Origin of the sequence: Halobacillus kuroshimensis DSM 18393 (assembly GCF_000425705.1) — a bacterium.
Classification (GTDB): domain Bacteria; phylum Bacillota; class Bacilli; order Bacillales; family Halobacillaceae; genus Halobacillus; species Halobacillus kuroshimensis.
The window spans coordinates 1-23,199 of sequence record NZ_AUDY01000008.1 but is presented as its reverse complement, the minus strand read 5'-3'; the positions used below and the strand labels follow the sequence as shown (position 1 = coordinate 23,199).

Here is a 23,199-nt window from a genome sequence, read left to right as displayed (position 1 = left end):
TGCCTATGGAGACAGAGTCTTCTTTCTCTTTCTTATCTACCCGTACCATGCTCTCTTTGGTACTGCTCAAATTCCTTCGTTGTACAAAGGACAAAATGTCCCGGACGTACTTCACGGAATTCCGGTTCCTCACTTGTATCATGCTGACTCGGATCATATGTGAAACGTTCACGGGAACGTTCATAATCCGGATCAGGAAGCGGGATGGCGGAAAGAAGAGACTGTGTATACGGATGGATCGGGTGCTTATACAGTTCTTCTGCATCTGCAAGTTCCACCATCTTACCAAAGTACATCACACCGATACGATCACTGATGTATTTCACCATGGACAGGTCGTGGGCGATGAATAAATACGTCAGTCCGTTCTCATTCTGCAGTTTCTTCAAAAGGTTGACCACCTGGGCCTGAATGGAAACGTCCAGGGCGGAAATCGGCTCGTCCGCAATGATAAAGGAAGGATCCACAGCCAGCGCCCGGGCAATCCCGATACGCTGGCGCTGTCCGCCACTGAATTCGTGAGGATAACGGTTGGCGTGTTCCTTATTTAAACCGACCGTTTCAAGCAGCTCATGAACCCTCTCTTTTCTTGCATTCGAATCTTTTGAAAGACCGTGGATGTCCATGCCCTCTGCGATAATATCCTCGACCTTCATACGTGGGTTCAAGGATGCATAAGGATCCTGGAAAATCATCTGCATTTCCCTGTTGAATTTCTTCAACTGGTCACGGGATTTTTTCCCATGCACGTTTTCGCCGTTGTAGAGAACCTCACCATCGGTAGCATCGTACAAACGGATGATAGTCCGGCCGGTTGTAGATTTCCCACAGCCCGACTCTCCTACAAGGCCGAAGGTTTCACCCTTGTAAATATCGAAATTCAAGCCGTCCACAGCTTTTACAACACTGTGTCTTCCAGTTTTAAAGTGCTGCTTCAAATTTTTAATTTCTACTAATTTTTCCTTACTCATCGTTGTTCACCTTCCGAACCGCCGGATGTTTTCGCCATGCCTTCCATGCGTTTCTTCACTGCAGCTGGAGGGTCGATATCCGGAGCATTTTCATGAAGCAGCCACGTGGCAGCGTAGTGCGTATCGCTTACCTTAAACATTGGCGGCTCCTGTTCCAAATCAATTTTCATCGCATATTCATTCCGGGCTGCGAATGCGTCCCCTTTCGGAGGATTCAACAAGTCCGGTGGAGAACCTGGAATGGCATAAAGCTCTTCATCTTCACTATCGAGAGACGGCATAGACCCTAGAAGCCCCCATGTATAAGGGTGTTTCGGGTTATAAAAAATATCATCCACCGTTCCGACTTCTACAATTTTACCAGCGTACATAACCGCCACACGGTCCGCTACGTTGGCTACAACACCGAGATCGTGGGTAATGAAAATGGTAGCTGAATCCGTCTTCTTCTGAATATCCTTCATCAATTCAAGAATCTGCGCCTGGATCGTTACATCAAGAGCTGTGGTCGGCTCATCGGCAATCAATAATTTAGGATTACACGCAAGAGCGATCGCTACAACCACACGCTGCCTCATTCCACCTGAGAACTGGTGAGGATACTGCTTCATCCGGTTTTCTGCGTCTGCAATTCCAACAAGTTCAAGAAGCTCAACGACACGTTTACGTGCCTGCGGCTTGCTCATTTTCTGGTGTTTGATCAATCCTTCCATGATCTGGTTTCCAACCTTCATGGTAGGGTTCAGGGAAGTCATCGGATCCTGAAAGATCATGGAGATTTCCTTCCCGCGGATTTTCTGCATCTGCTTATCCGACATTTTAGCAAGGTCGCGTCCTTCAAAAAGGATTTCCCCCTGCTTAATGCGCCCTGGAGGCATTGGAATCAGCTGCATCAGCGCTTTGGTCGTAACGGATTTTCCAGAACCCGATTCTCCCACAATCGCCAAGGTTTCCCCTTTATTCAAATCGAAATTAACCCCACGTACAGCTTTTACTTCACCGCCGTAGGTGTCAAAGGATACATGCAAATCTTTTACTTCTAATAATTTTTCCATTGGTTACACCTACCTCCTATTCACGCATCTTCGGATCAAACGCATCACGCAGACCGTCCGCTAAGACGTTAAAGGCAATCATAATTAAGGAAATGACAACTGCCGGGAACAACAAGATGTGCGGATAAATCTGCAGCGACTGGAAACCGGCATTGATTAACGTACCCAATGAAGCCATCGGTGTCGGCAGTCCTAAGCCGATGAAGCTTAAGAAGGCTTCAAAGAAAATCGCTGACGGGATCGAGAACATCGTGTTAATGATGATCAACCCTAGGACGTTTGGAATCAAGTGCCTTTGAAGAATCCGGCTGTCTTTAGCACCGAGTGTGCGTGAAGCAAGCACGAATTCCTGGTTTTTCAATTTCAATATTTGTCCACGGACAATCCGGGCCATCGATATCCATCCGGCTATCGCAAGGGCAATCGTAATCGATAGGATCCCCGGTTCTAAAATCAAGATCATCAGGATAACAAGAACAAGGTTTGGAATACCTACGAGAATTTCAATAATCCGCTGCATGACGTTATCCACACGGCCGCCGTAATAAGCTGAAATACCACCGTAGGCAACACCAATCAGCATATCAATCGCTGCAGCAAGGAAAGCAATGTACAAGGATACACGCGTTCCCATCCACGTACGTGTCCACTGGTCACGACCGAGACCGTCTGTCCCAAACCAGTAGTTTTCCTGAATGTCTTTCGCTGCATAAACATCATACGTCGCCCTTACCTGTGCGGGCTCACCGTTGCTTCCGTCGTTAACAACTTCTGTTTCAATGAAATCTTCCTGGTTGTTAAAGCGCATCAACGCTTTGGATTCTGCCTGCTCAAGCGTAGCGGCTGATTGGACGTCGGACAGCGTACCATCCATCCCCAGCCATCCAAGCCCCTCTACCTTCGGAGGCATTTTAGAACGGGAAAGGTCCTGTTCGTATACACCGTAATCATTCAAGTACGGTCCGAAAATTGCAAGCAGGGCTAAAATAACCAGCACAGCAAGGCCAATCATCGCTCCCACGTTTTTACGAAGGCGGATAAAGGAATCCTGCCAGAACGACAGGCTCGGCCGGGTAATCTTTTCACTTTCAGTATCTGTGGTATCCACAGGAACAAATAAATCTTTATTTGGTTTATGGTTTTCCATAAATGACTACTCTCCTTCTGCCAGTCGGATTCTAGGATCAATGACTCCATAAAGCAGGTCGATGACCAGGATGATGATGATGAACATGAAAGATAGCAGCAATGTTGTACCCATAATGATTGGGTAATCATTCACATTAATCGCTTTTACAAACTGTTCACCGATTCCAGGTACGGCGAAGATGTTCTCAATAACCAAAGAACCTGTCATCAAGCTGATCGCCAAAGGGCCTAAAACCGTAATCAACGGGATCAAAGCGTTACGAAGACCGTGCTTGAAAACGACACCGACTTTATTGACCCCTTTGGCACGGGCAGTCACGATATAATCGGAACCCATTACCTCAAGCATTTCTGTTCTCATAAAGCGGGCGGCAATTGCAATTGGGAAGATGGCCAACGAAGCTGTTGGTAGAACGGTATACTCCCAGCCTTCCCACAAGGCAACTGGAAACCAGCCGAACTTAACGCCAATATAAAATTGTAGAAGTCCTGCGAATACAAAGGACGGAATGGACTGACCCAGCACAGCTAAAAAGGTGGAAGTGTAATCCATAAATCCGTTATGGTAGATTGCAGAAACCAAACCTAAAAGCATTCCCAGAATGACTCCAATTACCATCGCCTGCACACCAAGCTGCATCGACGGGCCGATTCTTTCCATAATGATCGTTGAAACTTCACGGTTATCGAACTGGAAGGAAATACCCAGATCTCCCTGTACAAGATTAACCATATAATTAAAATACTGAATTGGCACTGGATCATCCAGGCCATACTTTTCCAAAACTACCTGTTGTTGTTCTTCTGATAATTTATCTGCAGCACTTAGGGGAGTACCTGGTAAAAACTTCATCAGGAAGAACGTTAAGGTAGCAATTAAGATCATCGTTATAACCAAGTAAATAAGCCGTTGAATAATATAACGAGTCATATTGAACACCTCCATTAGATAAACCACAGTCTATTCTCATTGCCAGAATTAACTGAAAGTTGTTTATAATCAGAATAATAGGTTGACAGGGAAAAAGAGAGCATACGCCAACTCGTTGGACATATACTCTCTTCCCTATTAAGCAAGCCTATATGTGGTTGGAATTCCTCAATTATTTACCTTCAATATAAGCATATTTGTACGTGTAGTCAGGACCCATTGGCTGAGCCATGACACCTTTAACATACGGCTTCCAAAGCTGAGCCTGTGCACGCTGATAAAGTGGAGCCAGTACAGCATCCTCTTGAATCAACAGTTTTTCTGCTTCTAGGAAAGTTTCGAAGCGCTCAACTGGTTCTTGTGCAAGTTCGTTATTCGCTTTTTCAATCATGCCGTCGTAAGCTTCACTGGAGTAGCCAGTATGGTTGTTACCACCATCTGTCACCCACATGTTCAGGAATGTGTTCGGGTCAATGTAGTCCGGACCCCATCCAGCATTCTGGAAGTCATATTCCATGTTCTTGTCGCGCTCGATACGCTCTTTAAATGGTACAGACGTTACTTTAACTGTCAGTCCTTCAAGCTGTTCAAGCTGATCTTTCAGGTATGCGTCCATTTCAAGGGCCGTTTCTGTGTCACCGCCAAGGTATTCAAGCTCTACAGAATCCATACCTTCTTCTTCTTTCGCTTCGTTCCAAAGTTTCTTCGCTTCTTCAACGTTCGTTTCTACAAGCTCACCGTTGATTTCACGGAAATCTTCTTCTGTTTCAGGGTGTTTCGCGAAGTTTCCAGGAACATCGCCGCCTGCTGGAACAGAACCGTTATTCAAGATAACGTCAATCATGCTTTGACGGTCGATGACCATCTGAACCGCTTGACGTGCTTTAACGTTGCTCAGCATATCGCTTTCCTGATTCATCTTCAGGTAGAAAAGAGTAGGCTCTTCCTTCACACTGAATTCATCAGAAGTACGGTATTGATCAACAAATTCAGAAGTCAAGTTAACGCGGTCAACTTCACCTGTATCATACAAGTTTACCCCTGTAGCTGTTTCTTTAACAACTTTTACATTGATTTCTTCAAGCTGCACATTTTCTGCATCCCAGTAGTCTTCATTCTTTTCAAGCTTCCAGCCTTCCCCGTGACTCCATTCCGTCATTACAAATGGTCCGTTGGAAAGAAGGTTTTCGGATTCAAGCGCGTACTGTTCGCCTTTGTCCTCAACGAACTTCTCGTTCATTGGAAGGAACGTGCCGAACGTCGTCATTGACTCAAAGTATGGAATCGGCTTTTCAAGTGTAACTTCAAATGTGTAGTCATCTACAGCTTTAACGCCTAGCTCTTCCGGAGGAACTTCTCCGTCAGCTACAGCTGTTGCATTAGCAATTACTCCACCCATCATATATGGACCGTATTCAGATCCTGTATCAGGGTTTACAGCACGCTGCCACGCGTACACGAAATCGTTGGCAGTTACAGGATCGCCGTTTGACCAAACAGCGTCTTCACGAAGAGTGAATGTCCAAGTCAAACCGTCTTCACTTACTTCGTGTTCTTTTGCAATACCCGGCTCGGGTTGACCATTCTCGCCCAGGCGGTAAAGACCGTCTGTCGTAGATCCCAGCCATTGGAACGCAACAGCGTCTGTTGCAAGCGATGCATCCATTGTTGGAATATCCGCTGTATCCATCAAGCTAAGTACTTGTTCCCCTGAAGCTTCAGAAGAACCTTCTGTGTCTGATGAGTCCCCGCTGTCTGCAGAATCAGACGACTCGTCCGATCCGCCGGAACATGCTGCGAGGAACATGCTTAGTGCCAGTGCCAGGACCAGCAGCAGCCAATTTGTCTTTTTCATCTTTGAAAATGACCTCCCCTAAAAATTTTCAAGAAATTATTTGTGGTATTTTGTCCACATATCGAATTATACAAGTTTTCTAACTATTTTGCATTACCTTTTTTTAATGAAAATTCCCAAATTCCCATCATTATTACGTTTCATTAACACAAAATAAGACTAAATACCTAGTTTATTTTACAAAGAGTTTGGAATAAACTCTAGTAAATATTAGCCTTTCTGTATAAAAAAAGGGGCTCTTTGATAAGCATGTGTTGTTTAGCGCAGTCCTACGCTAAAGCATATGTATGTTTTATACATTATTTTATGTTTATTAAATATTCTGTTTAATTAACAACTTTACTCTGCCTTCATACTTGCTCTCCATGCTATAATGATGGGTGAGTTTGTCAGAAAGGTGGAGACCTTGTGAGCATCATGAGAAATAAATGGATGATGACCGGTATTAATCTGGCGGTCGCTACTTTATTATTCATCATCCTCGCCCCTGTATACGATCTTAATCATTACATTAACCAGCTCTTTTACCTGTCCTTCTTCTATTTAGGGATCGGGTTGATGGCGTGGGTGACCCGCGGAGGTTTTTTTGATGGAATTACCTACGGGTTCCGGCGCTTCACCAATAGAATGAGTAAAAACGGGGATTATATGGACGACTGGCAGGATAAGCCCCTTCCTTCTAAGACAATCAGCGGCTCCTGGCCGCGCTTCTTCTTATTCCATGGTTTCGTCTTAATGATGGGTTTACTGATTTTACTTCTCATTTACTATCTTCTATAGATACTTGCGGAAATACCCGTGGTACGCTATAATACAAAATTACTTCAAACTATAAGATGAAAAGCTGGGAAGAAGATTAAGTACGGTTCATCTCCCCTCTCCAGAGAGGCTGTGGCTGCTGTGAACAGCTGAGGGCATGAACGGGAATTGGGTCTTCGGAGCTTCTGATAGACGTAGCATCGGCGTTAACGATTCGAGAGACTTTCGTTTGTTTAAATGAAAGTAATAAGGGTGGCACCACGGTCATTCGTCCCTTCCATATGGAAGGGATGAATGGCTTTTTTATATCCCTGCTTTTCTTACTTATAAACTAAACCAGAGGTGAAAAAAATGACAAAAACGATTTTTTCCGGTATTCAGCCGAGTGGAACATTGACGCTCGGTAACTATATCGGGGCTATGAAACACTTTACAGAGCTTCAGGATGAGAACAACTGCTATTTCTGTATAGTAGATATGCATTCAATTACCGTTCCTCAGGATCGTTTGGAGCTTAGAAAGAACATCCGTTCTCTCGCTGCTTTGTATCTGGCTTCAGGCATTGATCCGAACAAAGCAACCTTGTTCATCCAGTCTGAAGTCCCTGCACACACTCAGCTGGGGTGGATGCTCCAGAGCATCAGTTATATCGGAGAACTCGAAAGAATGACGCAGTTTAAGGATAAGTCCGCTTCCGGTGGTAAGGACGGCGTTTCTGCCGGTCTCTTGACGTACCCTCCATTGATGGCTGCTGACATCCTTCTTTATAAAACGGATGTAGTGCCCGTTGGCGATGACCAGAAACAGCACTTGGAGCTGACACGAAACCTGGCCCAGCGCTTCAACAACAAATTCAATGACATTTTCACGATTCCGGAAGTGCGCATTCCTAAAGCAGGAGCCCGGATTATGTCCCTGCAGGACCCAACGAAAAAAATGAGTAAATCCGATGAGAACCAGAAGGGCTTCATTTCAATGCTGGATGACGAGAAAAAAATCTTGAAGAAAGTGAAAAGCGCAGTGACCGATTCGGACGGAATTGTGAAATACGATAAGGAAAACAAACCAGGGGTTTCCAACCTGCTTACCATTGAATCTGCCTGCAGTGGTGTTTCCATCAGCGATTTGGAAAAGAAATATGAAGGAAAAGGATACGGCGACTTCAAGCAGGGAGTGGCGGAAGCAGTCATTGCCGTTCTCAAACCGATTCAAGACCGCTATGAAAGCCTGATTGATTCGGAAGAGCTGGATGATATTCTTGATCAAGGTGCTGAAAAAGCCTCTTATGAAGCCGGGAAGATGATCCGGAAAGCGAAAAAAGCCATGGGCCTTGGAAGAGTGAAAAAGAAATAAATCAAAAACAGCCGGAATTGAGTCTTCTCAATTCCGGCTGTTCATATGTTGGGAAACGCGTTCATTCTCTCCCTGCCAGATGGTTTCAAAGAATGGTTGTCCTTTAACCATCTTCTTACATAATTCTTCATGAACCATTGACCACCCGCTGCATGTCCCTTTATACAAACGGTCCCAGGCTTCCTGTACACTGAACTGCTTGATGGACGCATATTGACCCGGATCCCATTCTGTGAGCCAGTAGCGTACTTCCTCAGGATGGTCCGAATTCTTCAGCTGATCAAGTGCCATCATAAGCAGCTGCTTTAACTGCCGTTCCCTGCGGGTTAAGCCGGCCATTTTCCGGGGATCAAGGGATAAAATATGATGCTCTTTCAAAATGTTTTTATCCATATAATAGGATTCCGGCGTTTTCCCTTGAACCATTTCAAAAACAAGACGTTCCTGCCTTGGAATCAGACGGCTCTTCTTGACCGGGAGGGTATAGCCGATGGTGTCAAAAACGACAACATCCTTACCATTCGTCACAACCGCAGCATACTCCACGGTCTGCCGCTCCTGGTTCTTTTTCATATACGTCTTCCCATGGATATCCTGAAGCAGTGCCGGCGGCAGATCCTGAAGGTCGTTTTCAATAAAATGAAACAGCTCATCATTCACAAACAAAAGTGGAATCTGATCGATCAATTCGATGCCGTCTTCTTTCCTCCACTCATGGAAACGGCACACGTTGTACCCGTTCTCTTCACCTTCAAACCAGTTCACCCATAGATCATGCATGTATAACATTACGGACCCTCACTTTCAATCAGTGATCTCTTTTGGTTACATTATGACCATTACTGGCTTTTTTATTCTTTCAATCCATATTTTAGAAAATTAATCATCCATTAAAATCAGGGCCGTTGTTATGAGTAGAATCCCAAGAGGAAACAAGTAACATTCCAGGCGGGCCCGGATCAGCAGGAAAAATTCAATCCAGCTGAGACCTGCGGGAACAAAGTTCAAATAGGTGATTGTGATCGTCCCTCCAGCCACAGCAAATCCGAAACCGGTTAACAGCAATAACCAATACCACACAGGCAGCCTCCTCCCGGCTCGTCCTCCTACAGCTATCTTATGAAGAAAATCTTCTGGAAATGCGCGGAAATACTGAGAAATCCCAGTCTTTACAACTCTTCCATTAACAGGTACATTATTTATCAGGTACGTTTCTACTTTGAAAGGATGATGAGGTTTGAGTAATTCCCGTTCCTTGCGGAAAAGACGGAATAAACGCCGCAGACGCAAGGGGATAATCGCCCTGTTCGCTTTTATATTGCTGGCCTTCAGCAGTTATACCGCTTACGAATTTTTAGCCGGCAAGCACCGTTCTCTCAATAACCAGACCGCATCGGCCGAGAATGCCTTCTCAGAAACGACGGAAAGCCTCTATAAGGATGAATTTAAAGGAGTCGATAATGGGGATGACCAAATGATGGTCCTCCTTCTCGGTATTGACCAGAGAGGTTCAGAAGTGTCCCGAACGGATACGATGATGCTGGCTCAGTATGATAAAAAGACGCAGAGTACGAAGATCGTTTCATTAATGAGAGATATGTATGTGGACATTCCAGGTCACGGCAAAAACAAATTGAATGCAGCTTTTGCCATCGGCGGACCTGAACTCCTCCGTGAAACGATCGCTGAAAACTTCGGTGTTGAAGCTGAGTACTATTCGATCATAGACTTTAACGGTTTTACCGAAATTGTGGACACCCTCTCCCCTGACGGAGTAGAAATCGACGTAGAGAAAGATATGCAGTATACGTCCGGGGACGGCTCAACCAATATTGACCTCAAGCAGGGAAACCAGACTCTATCCGGAGATGAACTGCTTGGTTATGTCCGCTTCCGTAGTGATGCTTCGGGAGACTTTGGCAGAGTGGACCGCCAGCAGAAGGTGATTCAAATTTTGAAGGACGAACTGCTGTCTGTGCAGGGTGTTTTGAAAGCTCCCCGCCTCGTCGGCTCCATTCAGCCCTACATCGACACCAATCTAAGTGGTACAAGCATTCTTAATGCCGGGAAGGATATTCTTTTCCAATCTTCCGGGAGCATCGACATGATGAGTGTTCCGACTAATGATAACGTTTGGAATGAACGGAAGGACTATCCGGTCGGCCTCGTGCTGAATCATGATTTTGTAGAGACCGCTCAGACGTTGGAACAATTTTTCGAAGAAGAAAAAGAGTCCGATGTGTCATAACGACACACCGGACTCTTTTCTATTAATCCTGATATTTTTGGAAGATCAGACTGACGTTGTGTCCACCGAAACCGAGGGAATTACTCATCACTGTGTTCACGTCCTGGTGACGGGCTTCGTTCGGTACATAATCCAGATCACATTCCGGATCCGGTGTTTCATAATTAATCGTTGGAGGCAGTATGCCATCATTGATCGCTTTCAATGAAATAACCGCCTCAACCGCACCGGCAGCTCCCAGCAGGTGACCAGTCATCGATTTTGTAGAAGAAATCGCCAGTTTTCCGGCATAATCCTGGAATACAGTCTTCGCCGCATGGGTTTCAAATTTATCATTCAGCTCTGTAGATGTTCCATGAGCGTTCAAATAATCGATATTCTCTGGTTTCAGGCCGGCATCATCGATGGCTTGAAGCATAGCTCTTGATGCTCCTTCGCCTTCCGGGGCTGGAGAAGTAATGTGATACGCATCTCCTGTCGATCCGTAACCTGTGATTTCACCGTAGATTTTCGCTCCGCGTTTTTTCGCAGATTCGAGCGTCTCAAGAATGAGAATCCCTGCACCTTCACCCATAACAAAACCATCACGGTTCTGGTCAAACGGACGGCTCGCAGTCTTTGGATCTTCATTCAAGGAAAGCGCACGGGCGGATGCGAACCCTGCGAAGGACATTTTGTTCATCGGTGCTTCCGTACCACCCGCAATCATAATGTCCGCGTCTCCACGCTGGATAACCTTGTAGGCATCTCCAATCGAGTTGGCACCTGAAGAACAGGCCGTTACTGTACAGGAGTTGATTCCTTTCGCACCGAGAGAAATCGACACCTGTCCTGCAGCCATATCCGGAATCATCATCGGGATGAAGAATGGGCTGACACGACGGTATCCTTTCTCCTGGAAGGTCTCAAACTGGGACTCATACGTTCCCATGCCTCCGATTCCTGATCCGATCCATACTCCGGTACGCGGCGCAATATCTTCTGTAATTTCAAGGCCGGCATCTTCAACGGCCATATGAGAAGCAGCCATGGCGTATTGGACAAATGGATCCATACGGCGTGCATCTTTACGATCCACCCACTTGGAAGGGTCGAAATCCTTCAATTCCGCAGCGACATGCACCGGGTAATCGTCTTTATTCACTTTTGTGATTTCTCCGATACCGGACACGCCGTTTTTAATACTGTTCCACATTTCTTCCACTGTATTACCGACAGGAGTTACGGCTCCCATTCCAGTAATGACGACACGTTGTTTATCCATGAAAATTCCTCCTTGGTTACTTACCCCATCGAAGAGCTACGGCACCCCATGTGAGACCGCCGCCGAATCCGACAAGAACTACTAGATCATTATCTTTAATTTTACCTGCCTTCACGTCCTCTGACAAAGCGATTGGAATAGAAGCAGAAGAGGTATTTCCGTACCGTTTAACGGCTGTAGACATTTTCTCTTCCGGAATTCCAAGACGCTGGCGGGCCGCTTCCATAATACGAATGTTGGCTTGGTGAGGCACCAGGTAATCGACATCCTGCTCACTTAAGCCGATCTTTTTAACTACGTTCACGGATGATTCCGGCATTTGACGGACCGCGAACTTGAATACTTCACGACCATTCATTTGCAGCTTTTCCTCAGGTTTCTGGTATAGGTGCTTACCGCCTGATCCGTCAGATCCAAGTTCGAAGGAAAGGATACCTTTGTCATCACTGACAGGACCGATAACAGCTGCACCCGCGCCATCTCCGAAGAGAACACACGTATTACGATCGCTCCAGTCCGTAATTTTAGACAGTTTCTCAACACCGACAACGAGTACATTCTGATAGGCGTTTGACTCAATAAATTGTTTCGCTGTTATCACCCCGTACATGAATCCTGCACAGGCGGCACTCAAGTCCATAGCGGCCACTTTTCTTGCTCCCAGCTTTTCCTGAAGTACGGTTGCGACCGAAGGGAAAGGCGTATCCGGAGTGACAGTCGCTACAAGAATCATATCGATGTCCTGAATGTCCAGACCGGCATCCTTCAAAGCTTCCTGAGAGGCGCGGACAGCAAGGTCAGAAGTGTCCATATCATCGGAGGCGATCCGGCGCTCTTCAATTCCTGTCCGCGTCCGGATCCATTCATCACTTGTATCTACTATTTTCTCCATATCTTTGTTGGTCAATACTTTTTCAGGCGTGTAGTGTCCTATTCCTAAGAATCCTGCCTTCATATGTTCATCCCCTTAAAGGTAATATCTAATATCAATTCTTATGACTTGGTACTAATTCTAATTCATACAGAACATTTCTGCAAGCACGCCGCCATCTCCTCCCCGTTCAAAAAAATGCGGTGCCTTCCATTTCTATAAAAAAGCCGCCCACATGGCCGGGGCTTTTGTTCATATTGTAGAAATAAGGAGGTGTATCATTGATGGCCAAGCGCAATTCCTCCCCCTTTGATGATTTCTGGGGGTTCAAAAAAGACGATGACCGTGAAGAGCAGGAAAAAGAAAAGGAATCTTCCCTCCGGTTCCCCGACTTATTTCAGGAAGCTTCGAAAACATGGAAATCCATTTCTCCGATGATGAAGCCGTTTATGGATAAATTTAAGAAATGAACAAAAAAAGACTTTGAAGGCAGAAGCCTCAAAGTCTTTTTTCACTGCGGAAGCGTGCCCGTTTCCTTATAGTTTTCCACTTCCGCTTCCAGATTCTCCTGGAATTCTTCCGGAACGACAGGACTGAATTCCCCCATCGTAATCGCTCCTTCGCTGAAATCAAAGGTCAGTGCTTCTCCAGGAAGGTCTCCATTGATATAACGTTCCATAGCCAATTTGTATACTTCATCAACGTTTTGAACCGTGCTCGTCAGAACCGTTTGAGCAGCGATGGAGGACTGGTCTTCCAAGTAACCGACTGCAAGATGCCCATCTTCCCTCGCCTGTTCGATAATGGGCACCGCAAACAAATCACCCGCCGGGTAAAAAACGTCAGCACCCTTGTCCTTCATTCTTTCATACTGCATAAGAGCAAGTTCTGTGTTTTCCCAGCTGTTCAAAAGAGCCACATCGACGTCTGCCTCTGGATTCTGATACTTCACACCCTCATAAAACCCTTCCACCTCGGGCTGCCATTCAAAGGCACCAATCAAACCAACCTGATCCGCCTTCGTCATTTCACCGGCGACCATGCCCCCGAAAAAACCCATTGCCCGCGCCTCAAAGTTCAGGCTTGTTACATTTTCAGCGGCAAACTGACCGTTAAAGTATATGAAATCAATATCAGGATACGCTTGATGCAGCTCACGGAAGTAATTTCCATAGATATTGCTGTGTCCGAAAATCACCTCGGCTCCCTGCTGAACAAGCTCTTCCACGGCTTCCGCCGATTGCTGGTAGCTGCGGATTTCTTCTTTATAATAGATATCCACCCCATACTCTTCCTGAATCGCCTTCAGCCCCTGGTACCCCTGCTGTCCCCAGGATTGATCGTCAATCGAAGTTTCCACGAGAAGGCCGACATCGGCGTCCTTTTCATATCCAGGGAACCATTGGCAGCCAGCTAGAAAAAGAATCAGAAGCAGAATCATGATGACTTGATTTTTCAACGGTATGCACTCCTAAACCCCTGCGGCTAGTCTATCCCTTTATTCTACATCTTTTTCAAAGAGAACGCTATGCTGGGAGGGAAGGGGGTCAACAAAGGAGCTGCTGGCTGTGGAAGACGGCTTCGATCCGCTGTTCCATTAATTCCTCATCTTCGACATGGCTGGAAAGCTGAAAAGACTGATTGTGTAAAAGGCTCTTAAGTAAGTCGTTCAGAAAGTCTCCGATATACACCGCTTCTTTTTTCTTAATCCATGATTTCAGCTGGTCCTTATCTTGAATACCAAACCGCTGAAGGTCCATCCATTCACCGTACAGGGCGGGAAGTTTCACCCAGAGCGTTTCCCCGTTTTTCCGGACAAGGAGGTGATGATCGACATATTCCACAGAGGCTTCCCTCTCTGTCCCCTGCACGTGGTTTTCCTTATCTTCCTTTTGGAAAAAGTGTTGAAAATTACTGTTGCGGCCGACATACATATATAAGAAATCACTCTGATTCGTTTCAATAGGATCGACCCCGATCACTTCCACGCCTTCCTGAAGAAGATAGGATGTGATATGAAATCCAATCCAGTGAAAACACGGCTGGACGGTTACAAGCATAGAAAATCACTCCTTCTTTATCTTCCTACATCCTATTCCACCTGATGTCTTTTCATGAAGCGATTTCATATTTCTTTTTTTTCGACATTCTGCTACTATAGAAATAGATTGCGTAAATGAGGTGAGTAACGATGCGGATGATATGGACAATTCTATGGGCTTTTGTATTAAGTTTTATGTCAGCGTATGTGATCAGCAACATGGCCGGAGGCAGTTTCGCTTTCAGTCAGGTGATTGTGATGACCATTCTTTTCACATTAGCCGCTGTTGTACTTGGGGACGGTCTGATCAAGGACGAAGCTTGAGCCAAAACGCTGCTATCTTCGGATGGCAGCGTTTTTATGTGTCTGAATAGCTGAAGATATGAATAAATAGACCGATTGTACATAAAAATCAATCAACGATATAGTGGATAAAGCTATGGTTGATCTAGGTGTAGGAGGAGAAAAACATGGAAGAAATATGGCTGATTATTAAATACTTATTTCTCGGGATATTCCAGGGGTTTACCGAACCCATCCCGATTTCATCAAGCGGACACCTCGTTATCGTACAGGAGCTGCTCGGCTTAAACCTGAAGGGGCTCACCTTTGAGGTGCTCGTAAACTTCGGCTCTCTTGTCGCCGTCCTGATCATATACAGAGAAGATCTGATCCGTTTGATCAGAAACGGCATCGGCTATATCATGACGAGGGACAGCAGGCAGAAAGATGATTTTGATTTCATCCTGTACTTGTTTATCGGAACAATTCCTGCAGGTGTTCTCGGCGTTTTACTCGGGGATGCGATTGAAACCTTATCCAGTGTTCAGACCGTTGGAATCACACTGATCATTACAGGAATCGCCTTATGGCTGATCCGTAACATGAAGGGCAGAAAAGGTGACGGGCAGATGACGTGGAAGGATGCGCTCATCGTTGGTATCGGACAGGCGGTTGCCTTGATCCCAGGCATCAGCCGATCAGGAGCGACCATTGTTGCGGCTATGTTCCTTGGCATGAAGCAGGAAACCGCGCTGCGCTTTTCTTTTCTTCTGTTCATCCCTGTCAGTCTAGGGACGATGCTGCTTTCGGTAGAGGATGTCATTGCGGATGCCGGCGGTTCTACAGGTACGTGGATTGCCTATGTTCTCGCCTTTGCCGGCTCGGTAGTCGCTTCCTATTACTCTCTTCGCTGGTTCATGAACATTATGGAGCGGGGAAACTTAAAATACTTCGCTTTCTACTGCTTCATCGTCGGCGGACTTGTCGTTTTATTCTTATAAGTGTAAAAGAGGCGTTTCACACAGGTGTGAAACGCCTCTTTATTTTGCAGAAAAATCCGGTGGCTGTTCAAGAGCCCGCTCTTTCCACTCACCTCAATATGGAAGGGCGGGAATCCCTTCTTATTTCAGCCGCCGCTTACCGGAGGAAGAAAGGCAATCGTGTCGCCTTCTTCAATTTTATGTTCCTGACCGGCAAACTCTTCATTGACCGCGACCATACTTGTTTGAAGCTGTTCACTTGGGTAGACTTCAAAGACCTTCTTTTTCACTTCCTCCACCGTCAATCCGGCAAGATCCATGTTAACGTTTTCCGTACCGGCAGCTTCTTTCAATCCGGCAAAAAACAACAGCTGATTCATCGGCTTTCCTCCTTCGTCGGCACTCCAGGTTTTGTTTCCTTCTGATTCCCGATCCACTCTTCGCCATCTTCCCAGTGTTCTTTCTTCCAAATCGGGACAATTTCCTTAATCCGTTCGATGGCATACCGGCTTGCCGCATAGGACGCGTCCCTGTGCGGGGTGGAAACAGCAATCACAACAGCGATATCCGTAATATCAAGGCGGCCGGTACGGTGGGCCATCACCGTTGTTGTGCCCGGCCACTGCTTCTCTATCTCGTCTGCAATCTGTTGAAGCTTCTTTTCTGCCATGGCTGGGTAAGCCTCATAGTGTAAATAGAGTGTTTTTTTTCCTTTTGTAAACTCACGTACCGTACCAATGAACGTGTTGATTGCCCCTGCATCCCTACGCGTCACCCTGGAAATAATCTCGCCGGGAGACAAAGGTTCTTCGGTCACCCATACTTGTTTACCGTTCACGGCTCTCCTCCCCTTTCGCCAGACGATAGACCTTCGACAGACGCTTTCTCCAGTCTTTCAGTGCAACCACTGGAAAAGGAACGCCCGCGGTCATCGCTTCATTCCATGTAATGACCAGCTGGATATTGTGCAGTTGATCGAGCAGTTCCAGATCTTCTTCCCTTTTGATGATGACAGCTTTCGGGTAGGCTTCGTTCTTATACCCTTCTACAGCAATTAAATCGGGATCAAACTGGCGGTATAAAAAAATAAGCTTGTCGAGCGTATAGTCCTCTTGATGGGACAGCTCAAGCTGAAAACGGCCGGGACTGTCGACCCCTGTCATAAAGGAACCCGCCTCATGAAGGCGGTAGCTGTCTGTTTCATGATGCATCACCTTCAATGGTTCTTCATGGGTATGACGTTTGATTGCGGCTACTTTTTCTTCCCGCTCTGCTCCAAAAGCAATCAAGTCGGAGAGCAGGGATGTTTTTCCGCTGTTTTTATACCCGACGATTTGGAAAACCGGCGCTTCTTTCATATCGTTCCCTCCCTCTCGTATTCACGAGCAGGCACTGCAAGCTTCCTTATCCCAATCCAAATGCTTTACTTATGTAAAAACCCCTGCCGCATTTCATACGGCAGGGGGCTCACCTTTCATCAATCCGGAATTCCAAGAGCGATTTTCGCATAACGGCTCATGCGGTCCTTCGTCCAAGGTGGATTCCAAACAATGTTTACGGTAATCTCATTCAATTCAGGCAGATCAGCAAGTGCGCGCTTAACGTCCTGCTCAATGTGTCCTGCGAGCGGGCAGCCCATGGCGGTCAAGGTCATTGTCACCTTTGTGTCTCCGTTGTCTTCTATATCAACACCATAGACAAGACCGAGGTTGACAATATCAATGCCGAGTTCCGGGTCAATGACATTCTCAAGGGCGCCCATTGCGTTTTCTTCCAATGCAGTTGTACTCAATTTACTTCCCCCTTCACAGTATTTCAAACTCTATTATAAACAAAATATTGGAGATAATAAAATAATCCCGCTGTTACAGCACAAGTTCCAGCCAATTTACCATTTCAACCATTCCGAACCGGCTTACTTTATGGTCCCGTCCCACTTCCCTCAAGAAACGGATGTTTTCTGGATTTTTATACTGTTTGATCGCTTCGTTATAGAAGTCGTACGAATGCTCAAACGGTACGACTGGATCGGCATCTCCGTGCCAGAAGAACAAGGGCCGTCCAAACAGTTTGTCCATCTGTCTGGAGAGGTCGATGCCTGCCAGGGAATCATACATCTCATCCAGATCCTCCTGACTGAGCGGCACATGAAGACCTGCCTTTTCAGCTCCTTTGATGGTGCGCTCTGCAAAGTCCACAATTTTCGGCGACCCCATCATGACCGCTGACGCCTGGATCCATGGATACATCGTCAAAGCTGCACTTGTCGTGATTCCACCCATGGATGTGCCTCCTACGCCGATACGACGGTCAAGGATCAGATCAAGGCGGTCAAGTTCATCCTTTAGATCCTGCAGATCTTTCAGGTTTTGATAAACGATGTCCCAGAACTTCATATCGAGTTCCTTTTTTGAAAGATCCTCTTCCCTCTCTCCGTGAAAGGCGCTGTCCGGCAGAACTACACGGTAGCCCTTCTGCGCGAGCATATAAGCCTGTGGAAGATTGTGCTCCTTCGCACTTGTAAAGCCGTGAAAATAAATGAATACAGGGAGCGGCTGGTCCTGTTTTTCTGTATCTACAATGGTAAGTGCTGGTACGTTTTTGTATGAATTACGGTATATCCCTATCATTGCGGCTGGTTCCTTTCTGATAATCTTTACTTGGCCTTAAGGCATGTTTAATAAAAACGGTCTATAATTTATCGTAACACTGCGGTTCTTGATTGGAAAGTGTTAGGTCATCAAGGAGGATATTCTTTACAATCCATGACCTGACCGATAAACTATACATACAAAATGAGGTGAATAGTATGGAACAGCATTTAATTGCATTGGATTTAGACGGTACCCTATTGACTGATGAGAAAAAAATCAGTGAAAAAACGAAGGGGATCGTCCAAAAGGCTATGGATCAGGGACACATCGTTGTCATCGCTACAGGCCGTCCACACAGAGCAAGCATTGATTATTATCATGAGCTTGGACTGGAAACACCGATGGTCAATTTCAACGGGGCACTGATTCATCATCCTTCCGATCACCGCTGGGATGCGATCCACTCTCCTTTAGGGATCCGCACCGCGCATAAAATCATTCATACCTGCCAGGAACTGGGCGTCAAAAACATCCTGGCAGAAGTAAAGGATCAAGTATACCTTGACCAATATGACGAGGACATCATGAGTATTTTCCAGACGAAAAATGATCCGATTACGGTCGGGCGTCTGCAGGCCAACTTAAAAGATGATCCGACTTCCATTCTCATTCATCCTGAGGAGGAAAAAATTAAAGCGATCCGCGCGCAACTGGATGAACACGCTGCCCTGATCGACCACCGCAAATGGGGCGCTCCCTATCACGTAATCGAAATTGTAAGGGCAGGGCTGAACAAGGCGGTCGGCCTGGATAAGATCTCCCGTTATTTCCACATCCCCCAGGACCGGATTATCGCTTTTGGTGATGAGGATAATGATCTTGAAATGATCGACTATGCCGGAGTAGGCGTTGCTATGGGAAATGCGATCAACGAATTGAAGGACGTCGCCAATCACATCACCGGCACGAACGAAGAAGACGGCATCGGGGCTTTTCTTGATCAGTATTTGAGCCTTAATAAACGTGCGATCTAAAGGAAATGGTTTCCTCGGTTAAAGCCACTGCTCTCAGCCATACTAAGCTTGAACGTGAAAGCGTTCAGGCTTTTTTTATGACAGGAGGGTCTTGTCATGGAGCAGCGTAAGCAGGACAGCCGCAAAGACAACAGCCGGGTGGAAGTGGAGACATTTGACGAAAGCATCATGGAGCCGCAAAGGCTGACAGATGCAGATCGTAAACAAATGGAAACCGACCGGCATACAGTAGGAGGGTTTTAACCATGGAGAAAAACCTTTTTGAAAATGCGCGCGATGCAGTCAACCGTTTCACCCAGCGTGGCGGAAGACATGATGCTACGAGCCAGCAGGATATGGAGGCGGCCAGACAAGCGATCCAATCTGCCTATAGCCAATGTTCACAACAGGAGAAACAACAGCTACAGCAGTTGGAGCAGCAGATGGAAGCCCATCATAACAACCTGCAGTAAATTTTTTATTCAGATCGGATTGATTTCCGTCTGTCCGGGGTATATCAGAAGTGCCCCCCTAATGATTTAATAAAAAAGAAAAACACCCGTCCTGCGGGTGTTTTTCTCAGCTTGTAGAGAAATCTCTGTTTCTTTATAAGCTTTTTTCTTTCTTACCCCCAGGAGCGAAAGCCCCTTCTCTTTCCGCGGACGAGTGGACGAGCGCCCGAGTTTCCTCGCAAAACCCACGCTCGGCGATCTCGGACCACTCGTTCTTACGCAGGAGTGGAAGGGGCACCGCTCCTTGGGCGTTTTTTAACATCGAAAAAGACTCTCCTTCACCCCGCTCACCCTTGCTTGATGGAGGACAATCTTTTTCATTTTCCGGCAGGCAGCCGCTATCAGCGCCTGTTCTTTCCCTTTTTGTTTTCCACAAAAGCGGTAATAGCGCAGCCCATGCGTTTTCTTGAATCTGCGAACCTGCTTAGTGCACAATCTCTCTCCTCTATATTCTAACGTCGGCACGAGGAGCGTTCGGTGGTGACGCCTGCGGGAACAGCGCGAGCCGAAGATCCACTTGGTCCAATGGTTTTCTTGACCAAGTTAGTTGAGGCCGTGCCCGCGGCAAGCATCCACCGATAAGCGGAACGTGTCCCCTCAACACGACATGCGGCGAACTCTGACTGGATAACACAGGCTTTTTCTTCGGACTGCCGGATTGAATTCCGGCAGTCCTTTTTAGTGGGTTCCAAAAACTTCTGCGCTTTTCCTGAAACCCCCCCTCCCCCACCTGTATACAATAGCTGTAAGGAGGCGGAGAGAAATGGAACAGGATCAGACTTTCGGTTTATGGGTGACCGCTGCAGGGACAATCGCCTCGGCTGTCAGCATAACCATTGATAATGACGACCTCGATCTCATCGGTAACGTTCTTCAAGCATCCGGAAACGGGCTTGCTGCCAATGAAGACGGAACCTTTACACTCCGTACAGCCGGAAGCTTGATCCAGGCCTCAGGAAATACAGCCATCGTCTACAGCCTGCTCGCGGATCTGCCGGAAAACGAGGAGCTGACCCTGGTCATCCAGGGAAATCTTTTACAGGCACTCGGCGGAACCATCGCCTTTTCCGAAACTTTGAAAGGCCCCGCCAGTCGTTTTTCCGTCTATACTTTGAACGGTCAGCTGATGGAAGTCATCGGGAATTCCATGCAGGCCGTCGGGTCAGGAAAAGAACGGCGCGGGGAGGAAGCCCCCTCCCTCAACCTGATCGGCAGCTGGATCCAGGCCGGAGGAGCCGTTTTGTCCGCCCTGGCCGCTGAGGCGGATCGCATTCACGAGAAAAAGACGGGGAAGACCCCGCCTTTTACGTAAAACGATCATAGGATTTTTTCAAGGTCACGGCATAAAGGACATGACCGATCAGCCAGAAGAGAACGGCGGATCCATCTGTCACCGGTGGTGTTTCCTTAAGAGCAAGGATGGTAAGCGGGACATAAGTTAAGGCGGCAGGCGCTGTCAAAAGAGCCGCTGCCCGCCAATGGTTCCGGGACGTATTTTTGACCCGGTACATAAACAGCCACACATACACCAGACCGATGATCCAGGATATGATCATATGAAAAAACCACTCCATAAGTACCGGCCAGTCAATACTTCCGAACCACGGAATAAAGTCTACGTTCATCAACAGCGTATACACTTTATCCCCCGTAATCTTCTCGACGAACCACATGTACAGGCCAAGGACAATCCCAGATGTCGTTCCGATAAACAGTCCCCATCGAATCATAGGCTTCCTCCAGGTTTAATAGGCTTCCTGCTTCCTAAGTTCCCTCAGAAGATTTTCTAAAACCTGTCGAAGCTCCCGGTAATCCCCTTCAAGCATACGGAAATACATCGCTCTCATAAAATGTTTGCTGTTGTTGATAATGATGTCTTCCTTAGGGTCCTGCCACCCGTCTCTTATATAAAGGAGGGTCTCCAGCCATTCCATCCGCTCCACATGGTCAATTTTGCGGAACATCATCAATACAGCGGTGACCATTCTTTCTTCTTCATCAAAAAGGTAAGGCTGGTCGATGAGAAACTGTTCCCGGATGACGGGAAGCATATGGAGAATTTCCTCACGGGTAATTTCCTCACAGGCGGCTGTACTGTAAATCGCATCCGCCGCATGAGCCATGGCGTGGGCCCATCCCTTCCCTTCCACATAACCTCTGTGGTCTTTTTCCTGCTGCATGTATTTCTTCAAATGCTCCCACACCCGGTGGACATCCTCTTCCTTCAGGAAAGGAGCTTCCCTGTGCTTCTGCATAATGGGCGGAATCAGTAAAACGGAAAAGCTCCGCTTAAATACGGCATCTTCCTCCTGCTTGGACGTACCGATTCTGTAAAACAAATAATTTTTATTTAAGACGGACTGAAGTATATTTTTCAACTGGTCATTCGAATAATGACCACGCTCAATAAACGTTGTAAAAATGGAGTGGATCAGGTTATCTCTCAACTCAGGATGTACCGTTCCGATTTTCTGAAGCATCATCGTCGTCAATTCCTGCAGGTTCTGCCCCTCTGGAAGAGCATAATCGTTTTCTTTAATCGGCTGCAGAACTTCAATTAGTTTCGTTTCCATCTTCCACACCTCCTCAAACATTGCTCTCATTGTACCACAGATATTCCCATCCCACGCCTGATAACGTTTAGGAGTTTTGATTACATGATTTTTTTGATAGAATAGGAGCAGATGGAACAGAGGAGGATAATCATATGGCTATACAAGTACAGGAAACACCCAATCCGAATGCACGCAAGTTCACGACGGAATCCATGATCTTTCAGGGAGACGGCAGTGTGTCCGTGATGCCGGGGCAGACAAGTGAGCACAAAATCATGAACGATCTAATGGAGCTGGACGGTGTCGATAACGTATTCGGCTTCCAAAACTTCATCACTGTGAACAAGCTTCCACAGGGAGACTGGGATGAACTTACACCGAAAGTGAAAAGCACACTGGAAGAATACGGATATTAAAAAACAGCCCTGCCGTTTAGAACTGAACTGTACCCCATAATATGGACAGTTTATAAAAAGAGCCTTAGGCAGCTAAGAGATGGCCTCGGTATTGTACCGGGGTCATCTTATTTAACTTCCACTGATATCTCTCGTTATTATATTTACTTATATAGTTGTTCACTTCTTCTTTTAGTTGGTTAAAGCTCTCACATGCTTTATGATCCACCATATCTTTCAAATGACCAAAGAATGATTCCATTGGGGCGTTATCCCAACAGTTTCCTCTGCGGGACATCGACTGGAGAAGGCCAGCTTTTTTCACTCTAGATTGAAAATGAGGGTGAGTGTAATGAAAGCCTTGATCTGAA

At 46.5% G+C, this 23,199-nt stretch carries 30 protein-coding genes and 1 other annotated feature; of the genes, 11 read left to right on the top strand and 19 right to left on the bottom strand.

Features of this window, described 5'->3' with window-relative positions; genetic code table 11:
• Nucleotides 1–32: 32 nt before the first annotated feature.
• The 5 genes from H615_RS0101695 to H615_RS0101675 all read right to left on the bottom strand — a co-directional run bounded on the left by H615_RS0101695 (nucleotide 33) and on the right by H615_RS0101675 (nucleotide 5,961).
• The gene (locus tag H615_RS0101695) at nucleotides 33–971 is read right to left on the bottom strand and encodes an ABC transporter ATP-binding protein (protein ID WP_027953535.1); all 939 of its coding nucleotides are present in this window, start codon (nucleotides 969–971) and stop codon (nucleotides 33–35) included.
• Nucleotides 968–2,026: an ABC transporter ATP-binding protein gene (locus H615_RS0101690; RefSeq protein WP_027953534.1), complete on the bottom strand. Its 1,059-nt coding sequence runs from the start codon at nucleotides 2,024–2,026 to the stop codon at nucleotides 968–970. The genes H615_RS0101695 and H615_RS0101690 overlap by 4 nt, the downstream gene beginning before the upstream one ends.
• Nucleotides 2,027–2,042: 16 nt before the next feature.
• The gene (gene opp3C, locus H615_RS0101685; RefSeq protein ID WP_027953533.1) at nucleotides 2,043–3,173 is read right to left on the bottom strand and encodes an oligopeptide ABC transporter permease; all 1,131 of its coding nucleotides are present in this window, start codon (nucleotides 3,171–3,173) and stop codon (nucleotides 2,043–2,045) included.
• A gap of 6 nt (nucleotides 3,174–3,179) precedes the next feature.
• The gene (gene opp3b / locus H615_RS0101680) at nucleotides 3,180–4,106 is read right to left on the bottom strand and encodes an oligopeptide ABC transporter permease (protein WP_027953532.1); all 927 of its coding nucleotides are present in this window, start codon (nucleotides 4,104–4,106) and stop codon (nucleotides 3,180–3,182) included.
• Between the two features lie 172 nt (nucleotides 4,107–4,278).
• Entirely contained in the window at nucleotides 4,279–5,961 is a 1,683-nt protein-coding gene (locus H615_RS0101675; protein WP_027953531.1) for a peptide ABC transporter substrate-binding protein, read from the bottom strand.
• A 417-nt stretch (nucleotides 5,962–6,378) separates the two neighbouring features.
• Here H615_RS0101675 and H615_RS0101670 point away from each other — a divergent pair, with 417 nt between their 5' ends.
• Complete coding sequence (locus H615_RS0101670) at nucleotides 6,379–6,741, top strand: DUF3899 domain-containing protein (RefSeq protein WP_244877721.1); 363 nt, start codon at nucleotides 6,379–6,381, stop codon at nucleotides 6,739–6,741.
• A gap of 57 nt (nucleotides 6,742–6,798) precedes the next feature.
• Nucleotides 6,799–6,999 (top strand) — a binding site (T-box leader).
• 72 nt (nucleotides 7,000–7,071) lie between these two features.
• The gene (trpS, locus tag H615_RS0101665) at nucleotides 7,072–8,073 is read left to right on the top strand and encodes a tryptophan--tRNA ligase (protein ID WP_035531126.1); all 1,002 of its coding nucleotides are present in this window, start codon (nucleotides 7,072–7,074) and stop codon (nucleotides 8,071–8,073) included.
• A 27-nt stretch (nucleotides 8,074–8,100) separates the two neighbouring features.
• Here trpS and H615_RS0101660 read toward each other — a convergent pair whose 3' ends face one another.
• Entirely contained in the window at nucleotides 8,101–8,862 is a 762-nt protein-coding gene (locus tag H615_RS0101660) for a YjbA family protein (protein WP_027953528.1), read from the bottom strand.
• A gap of 90 nt (nucleotides 8,863–8,952) precedes the next feature.
• Nucleotides 8,953–9,153 carry a YuzI family membrane protein gene (locus H615_RS0101655; protein WP_027953527.1) on the bottom strand — a complete coding sequence of 67 codons (201 nt, stop codon included), beginning with the start codon at nucleotides 9,151–9,153 and terminating at the stop codon, nucleotides 8,953–8,955.
• A gap of 157 nt (nucleotides 9,154–9,310) precedes the next feature.
• Here H615_RS0101655 and H615_RS0101650 point away from each other — a divergent pair, with 157 nt between their 5' ends.
• A complete protein-coding gene (locus H615_RS0101650) occupies nucleotides 9,311–10,321 on the top strand; it encodes an LCP family protein (RefSeq protein ID WP_027953526.1) in 1,011 nt (336 codons plus the stop codon).
• Nucleotides 10,322–10,343: 22 nt separating this feature from the next.
• On the opposite strand, the gene fabF is transcribed toward H615_RS0101650, so the two are convergent.
• A complete protein-coding gene (gene fabF / locus H615_RS0101645) occupies nucleotides 10,344–11,585 on the bottom strand; it encodes a beta-ketoacyl-ACP synthase II (protein ID WP_027953525.1) in 1,242 nt (413 codons plus the stop codon).
• Nucleotides 11,586–11,601: 16 nt separating this feature from the next.
• The gene (locus H615_RS0101640; protein WP_027953524.1) at nucleotides 11,602–12,540 is read right to left on the bottom strand and encodes a beta-ketoacyl-ACP synthase III; all 939 of its coding nucleotides are present in this window, start codon (nucleotides 12,538–12,540) and stop codon (nucleotides 11,602–11,604) included.
• A gap of 200 nt (nucleotides 12,541–12,740) precedes the next feature.
• Here H615_RS0101640 and H615_RS0101630 point away from each other — a divergent pair, with 200 nt between their 5' ends.
• Nucleotides 12,741–12,926, top strand: a complete 186-nt coding sequence (locus H615_RS0101630) for a hypothetical protein (RefSeq protein ID WP_027953523.1) — start codon at nucleotides 12,741–12,743, stop codon at nucleotides 12,924–12,926.
• A 41-nt stretch (nucleotides 12,927–12,967) separates the two neighbouring features.
• Here H615_RS0101630 and H615_RS0101625 read toward each other — a convergent pair whose 3' ends face one another.
• Nucleotides 12,968–13,915, bottom strand: a complete 948-nt coding sequence (locus H615_RS0101625; protein WP_027953522.1) for a BMP family ABC transporter substrate-binding protein — start codon at nucleotides 13,913–13,915, stop codon at nucleotides 12,968–12,970.
• A gap of 88 nt (nucleotides 13,916–14,003) precedes the next feature.
• The gene (locus tag H615_RS0101620) at nucleotides 14,004–14,516 is read right to left on the bottom strand and encodes a hypothetical protein (protein ID WP_027953521.1); all 513 of its coding nucleotides are present in this window, start codon (nucleotides 14,514–14,516) and stop codon (nucleotides 14,004–14,006) included.
• 131 nt (nucleotides 14,517–14,647) lie between these two features.
• On the opposite strand from H615_RS0101620, the gene H615_RS21930 reads away from it, so the two are divergent.
• Nucleotides 14,648–14,821 (top strand): DUF2929 family protein, encoded by a 174-nt coding sequence (locus H615_RS21930; protein ID WP_084162939.1) that lies wholly within the window; start codon nucleotides 14,648–14,650, stop codon nucleotides 14,819–14,821.
• Nucleotides 14,822–14,967: 146 nt separating this feature from the next.
• Nucleotides 14,968–15,780: an undecaprenyl-diphosphate phosphatase gene (locus tag H615_RS0101610; protein WP_027953520.1), complete on the top strand. Its 813-nt coding sequence runs from the start codon at nucleotides 14,968–14,970 to the stop codon at nucleotides 15,778–15,780.
• A 125-nt stretch (nucleotides 15,781–15,905) separates the two neighbouring features.
• On the opposite strand, the gene moaD is transcribed toward H615_RS0101610, so the two are convergent.
• From moaD to H615_RS0101585, 5 genes are all read right to left on the bottom strand, one after another.
• The gene (moaD, locus tag H615_RS0101605) at nucleotides 15,906–16,139 is read right to left on the bottom strand and encodes a molybdopterin converting factor subunit 1 (RefSeq protein WP_027953519.1); all 234 of its coding nucleotides are present in this window, start codon (nucleotides 16,137–16,139) and stop codon (nucleotides 15,906–15,908) included.
• The gene (locus tag H615_RS0101600; RefSeq protein ID WP_027953518.1) at nucleotides 16,136–16,597 is read right to left on the bottom strand and encodes a molybdenum cofactor biosynthesis protein MoaE; all 462 of its coding nucleotides are present in this window, start codon (nucleotides 16,595–16,597) and stop codon (nucleotides 16,136–16,138) included. Before H615_RS0101600 ends, moaD begins: the two co-directional genes overlap by 4 nt.
• On the bottom strand, nucleotides 16,587–17,117 hold the full coding sequence (gene mobB, locus H615_RS0101595; RefSeq protein ID WP_027953517.1) for a molybdopterin-guanine dinucleotide biosynthesis protein B: 531 nt from the start codon (nucleotides 17,115–17,117) through the stop codon (nucleotides 16,587–16,589). The genes H615_RS0101600 and mobB overlap by 11 nt, the downstream gene beginning before the upstream one ends.
• 119 nt (nucleotides 17,118–17,236) lie before the next feature.
• On the bottom strand, nucleotides 17,237–17,521 hold the full coding sequence (locus H615_RS0101590; RefSeq protein ID WP_035531397.1) for a metal-sulfur cluster assembly factor: 285 nt from the start codon (nucleotides 17,519–17,521) through the stop codon (nucleotides 17,237–17,239).
• A gap of 103 nt (nucleotides 17,522–17,624) precedes the next feature.
• Entirely contained in the window at nucleotides 17,625–18,389 is a 765-nt protein-coding gene (locus H615_RS0101585; RefSeq protein ID WP_027953515.1) for an alpha/beta fold hydrolase, read from the bottom strand.
• Nucleotides 18,390–18,568: 179 nt separating this feature from the next.
• Between H615_RS0101585 and H615_RS0101580 the strand changes: the two genes are divergently transcribed.
• The 4 genes from H615_RS0101580 to H615_RS20685 all read left to right on the top strand — a co-directional run bounded on the left by H615_RS0101580 (nucleotide 18,569) and on the right by H615_RS20685 (nucleotide 21,190).
• The gene (locus H615_RS0101580; RefSeq protein WP_027953514.1) at nucleotides 18,569–19,387 is read left to right on the top strand and encodes a Cof-type HAD-IIB family hydrolase; all 819 of its coding nucleotides are present in this window, start codon (nucleotides 18,569–18,571) and stop codon (nucleotides 19,385–19,387) included.
• A 96-nt stretch (nucleotides 19,388–19,483) separates the two neighbouring features.
• Complete coding sequence (locus tag H615_RS22500; RefSeq protein WP_169516175.1) at nucleotides 19,484–19,630, top strand: hypothetical protein; 147 nt, start codon at nucleotides 19,484–19,486, stop codon at nucleotides 19,628–19,630.
• A gap of 2 nt (nucleotides 19,631–19,632) precedes the next feature.
• Nucleotides 19,633–19,839, top strand: a complete 207-nt coding sequence (locus tag H615_RS0101570; protein ID WP_027953513.1) for a DUF3813 family protein — start codon at nucleotides 19,633–19,635, stop codon at nucleotides 19,837–19,839.
• Between the two features lie 802 nt (nucleotides 19,840–20,641).
• Entirely contained in the window at nucleotides 20,642–21,190 is a 549-nt protein-coding gene (locus H615_RS20685) for a DUF6944 family repetitive protein (RefSeq protein ID WP_051254552.1), read from the top strand.
• On the opposite strand, the gene H615_RS0101550 is transcribed toward H615_RS20685, so the two are convergent.
• Both H615_RS0101550 and H615_RS0101545 read right to left on the bottom strand, forming a co-directional pair.
• Nucleotides 21,183–21,608, bottom strand: a complete 426-nt coding sequence (locus H615_RS0101550; protein ID WP_027953511.1) for a hypothetical protein — start codon at nucleotides 21,606–21,608, stop codon at nucleotides 21,183–21,185. The two genes, H615_RS20685 and H615_RS0101550, sit on opposite strands and share 8 nt — an antisense overlap.
• A gap of 15 nt (nucleotides 21,609–21,623) precedes the next feature.
• On the bottom strand, nucleotides 21,624–22,451 hold the full coding sequence (locus H615_RS0101545; protein ID WP_027953510.1) for a DUF2785 domain-containing protein: 828 nt from the start codon (nucleotides 22,449–22,451) through the stop codon (nucleotides 21,624–21,626).
• 134 nt (nucleotides 22,452–22,585) lie between these two features.
• On the opposite strand from H615_RS0101545, the gene H615_RS0101540 reads away from it, so the two are divergent.
• Nucleotides 22,586–22,849, top strand: a complete 264-nt coding sequence (locus H615_RS0101540) for a NifU N-terminal domain-containing protein (protein ID WP_027953509.1) — start codon at nucleotides 22,586–22,588, stop codon at nucleotides 22,847–22,849.
• A gap of 64 nt (nucleotides 22,850–22,913) precedes the next feature.
• Here the strand turns inward: H615_RS0101540 and H615_RS0101535 are convergent.
• Nucleotides 22,914–23,199, bottom strand: a 286-nt coding sequence (locus tag H615_RS0101535) for an IS3 family transposase (protein ID WP_027953508.1), incomplete at its 5' end; no start/stop codon positions are given.

Coding starts and splice junctions, on each gene's coding strand:
- H615_RS0101695 (WP_027953535.1), bottom strand. CDS start 971: ATGAGTAAGGAAAAATTAGTAGAAATTAAAAATTTGAAGCAGCACTTT.
- H615_RS0101690 (WP_027953534.1), bottom strand. CDS start 2,026: ATGGAAAAATTATTAGAAGTAAAAGATTTGCATGTATCCTTTGACACC.
- opp3C (WP_027953533.1), bottom strand. CDS start 3,173: ATGGAAAACCATAAACCAAATAAAGATTTATTTGTTCCTGTGGATACC.
- opp3b (WP_027953532.1), bottom strand. CDS start 4,106: ATGACTCGTTATATTATTCAACGGCTTATTTACTTGGTTATAACGATG.
- H615_RS0101675 (WP_027953531.1), bottom strand. CDS start 5,961: ATGAAAAAGACAAATTGGCTGCTGCTGGTCCTGGCACTGGCACTAAGC.
- H615_RS0101670 (WP_244877721.1), top strand. CDS start 6,379: ATGAGAAATAAATGGATGATGACCGGTATTAATCTGGCGGTCGCTACT.
- trpS (WP_035531126.1), top strand. CDS start 7,072: ATGACAAAAACGATTTTTTCCGGTATTCAGCCGAGTGGAACATTGACG.
- H615_RS0101660 (WP_027953528.1), bottom strand. CDS start 8,862: ATGTTATACATGCATGATCTATGGGTGAACTGGTTTGAAGGTGAAGAG.
- fabF (WP_027953525.1), bottom strand. CDS start 11,585: ATGGATAAACAACGTGTCGTCATTACTGGAATGGGAGCCGTAACTCCT.
- H615_RS0101640 (WP_027953524.1), bottom strand. CDS start 12,540: ATGAAGGCAGGATTCTTAGGAATAGGACACTACACGCCTGAAAAAGTA.
- H615_RS0101630 (WP_027953523.1), top strand. CDS start 12,741: ATGGCCAAGCGCAATTCCTCCCCCTTTGATGATTTCTGGGGGTTCAAA.
- H615_RS0101620 (WP_027953521.1), bottom strand. CDS start 14,516: ATGCTTGTAACCGTCCAGCCGTGTTTTCACTGGATTGGATTTCATATC.
- H615_RS21930 (WP_084162939.1), top strand. CDS start 14,648: ATGCGGATGATATGGACAATTCTATGGGCTTTTGTATTAAGTTTTATG.
- H615_RS0101610 (WP_027953520.1), top strand. CDS start 14,968: ATGGAAGAAATATGGCTGATTATTAAATACTTATTTCTCGGGATATTC.
- moaD (WP_027953519.1), bottom strand. CDS start 16,139: ATGAATCAGCTGTTGTTTTTTGCCGGATTGAAAGAAGCTGCCGGTACG.
- mobB (WP_027953517.1), bottom strand. CDS start 17,117: ATGAAAGAAGCGCCGGTTTTCCAAATCGTCGGGTATAAAAACAGCGGA.
- H615_RS0101590 (WP_035531397.1), bottom strand. CDS start 17,521: ATGGGCGCCCTTGAGAATGTCATTGACCCGGAACTCGGCATTGATATT.
- H615_RS0101585 (WP_027953515.1), bottom strand. CDS start 18,389: ATGATAGGGATATACCGTAATTCATACAAAAACGTACCAGCACTTACC.
- H615_RS0101580 (WP_027953514.1), top strand. CDS start 18,569: ATGGAACAGCATTTAATTGCATTGGATTTAGACGGTACCCTATTGACT.
- H615_RS22500 (WP_169516175.1), top strand. CDS start 19,484: ATGGAGCAGCGTAAGCAGGACAGCCGCAAAGACAACAGCCGGGTGGAA.
- H615_RS0101570 (WP_027953513.1), top strand. CDS start 19,633: ATGGAGAAAAACCTTTTTGAAAATGCGCGCGATGCAGTCAACCGTTTC.
- H615_RS20685 (WP_051254552.1), top strand. CDS start 20,642: ATGGAACAGGATCAGACTTTCGGTTTATGGGTGACCGCTGCAGGGACA.
- H615_RS0101550 (WP_027953511.1), bottom strand. CDS start 21,608: ATGATTCGATGGGGACTGTTTATCGGAACGACATCTGGGATTGTCCTT.
- H615_RS0101545 (WP_027953510.1), bottom strand. CDS start 22,451: ATGGAAACGAAACTAATTGAAGTTCTGCAGCCGATTAAAGAAAACGAT.
- H615_RS0101540 (WP_027953509.1), top strand. CDS start 22,586: ATGGCTATACAAGTACAGGAAACACCCAATCCGAATGCACGCAAGTTC.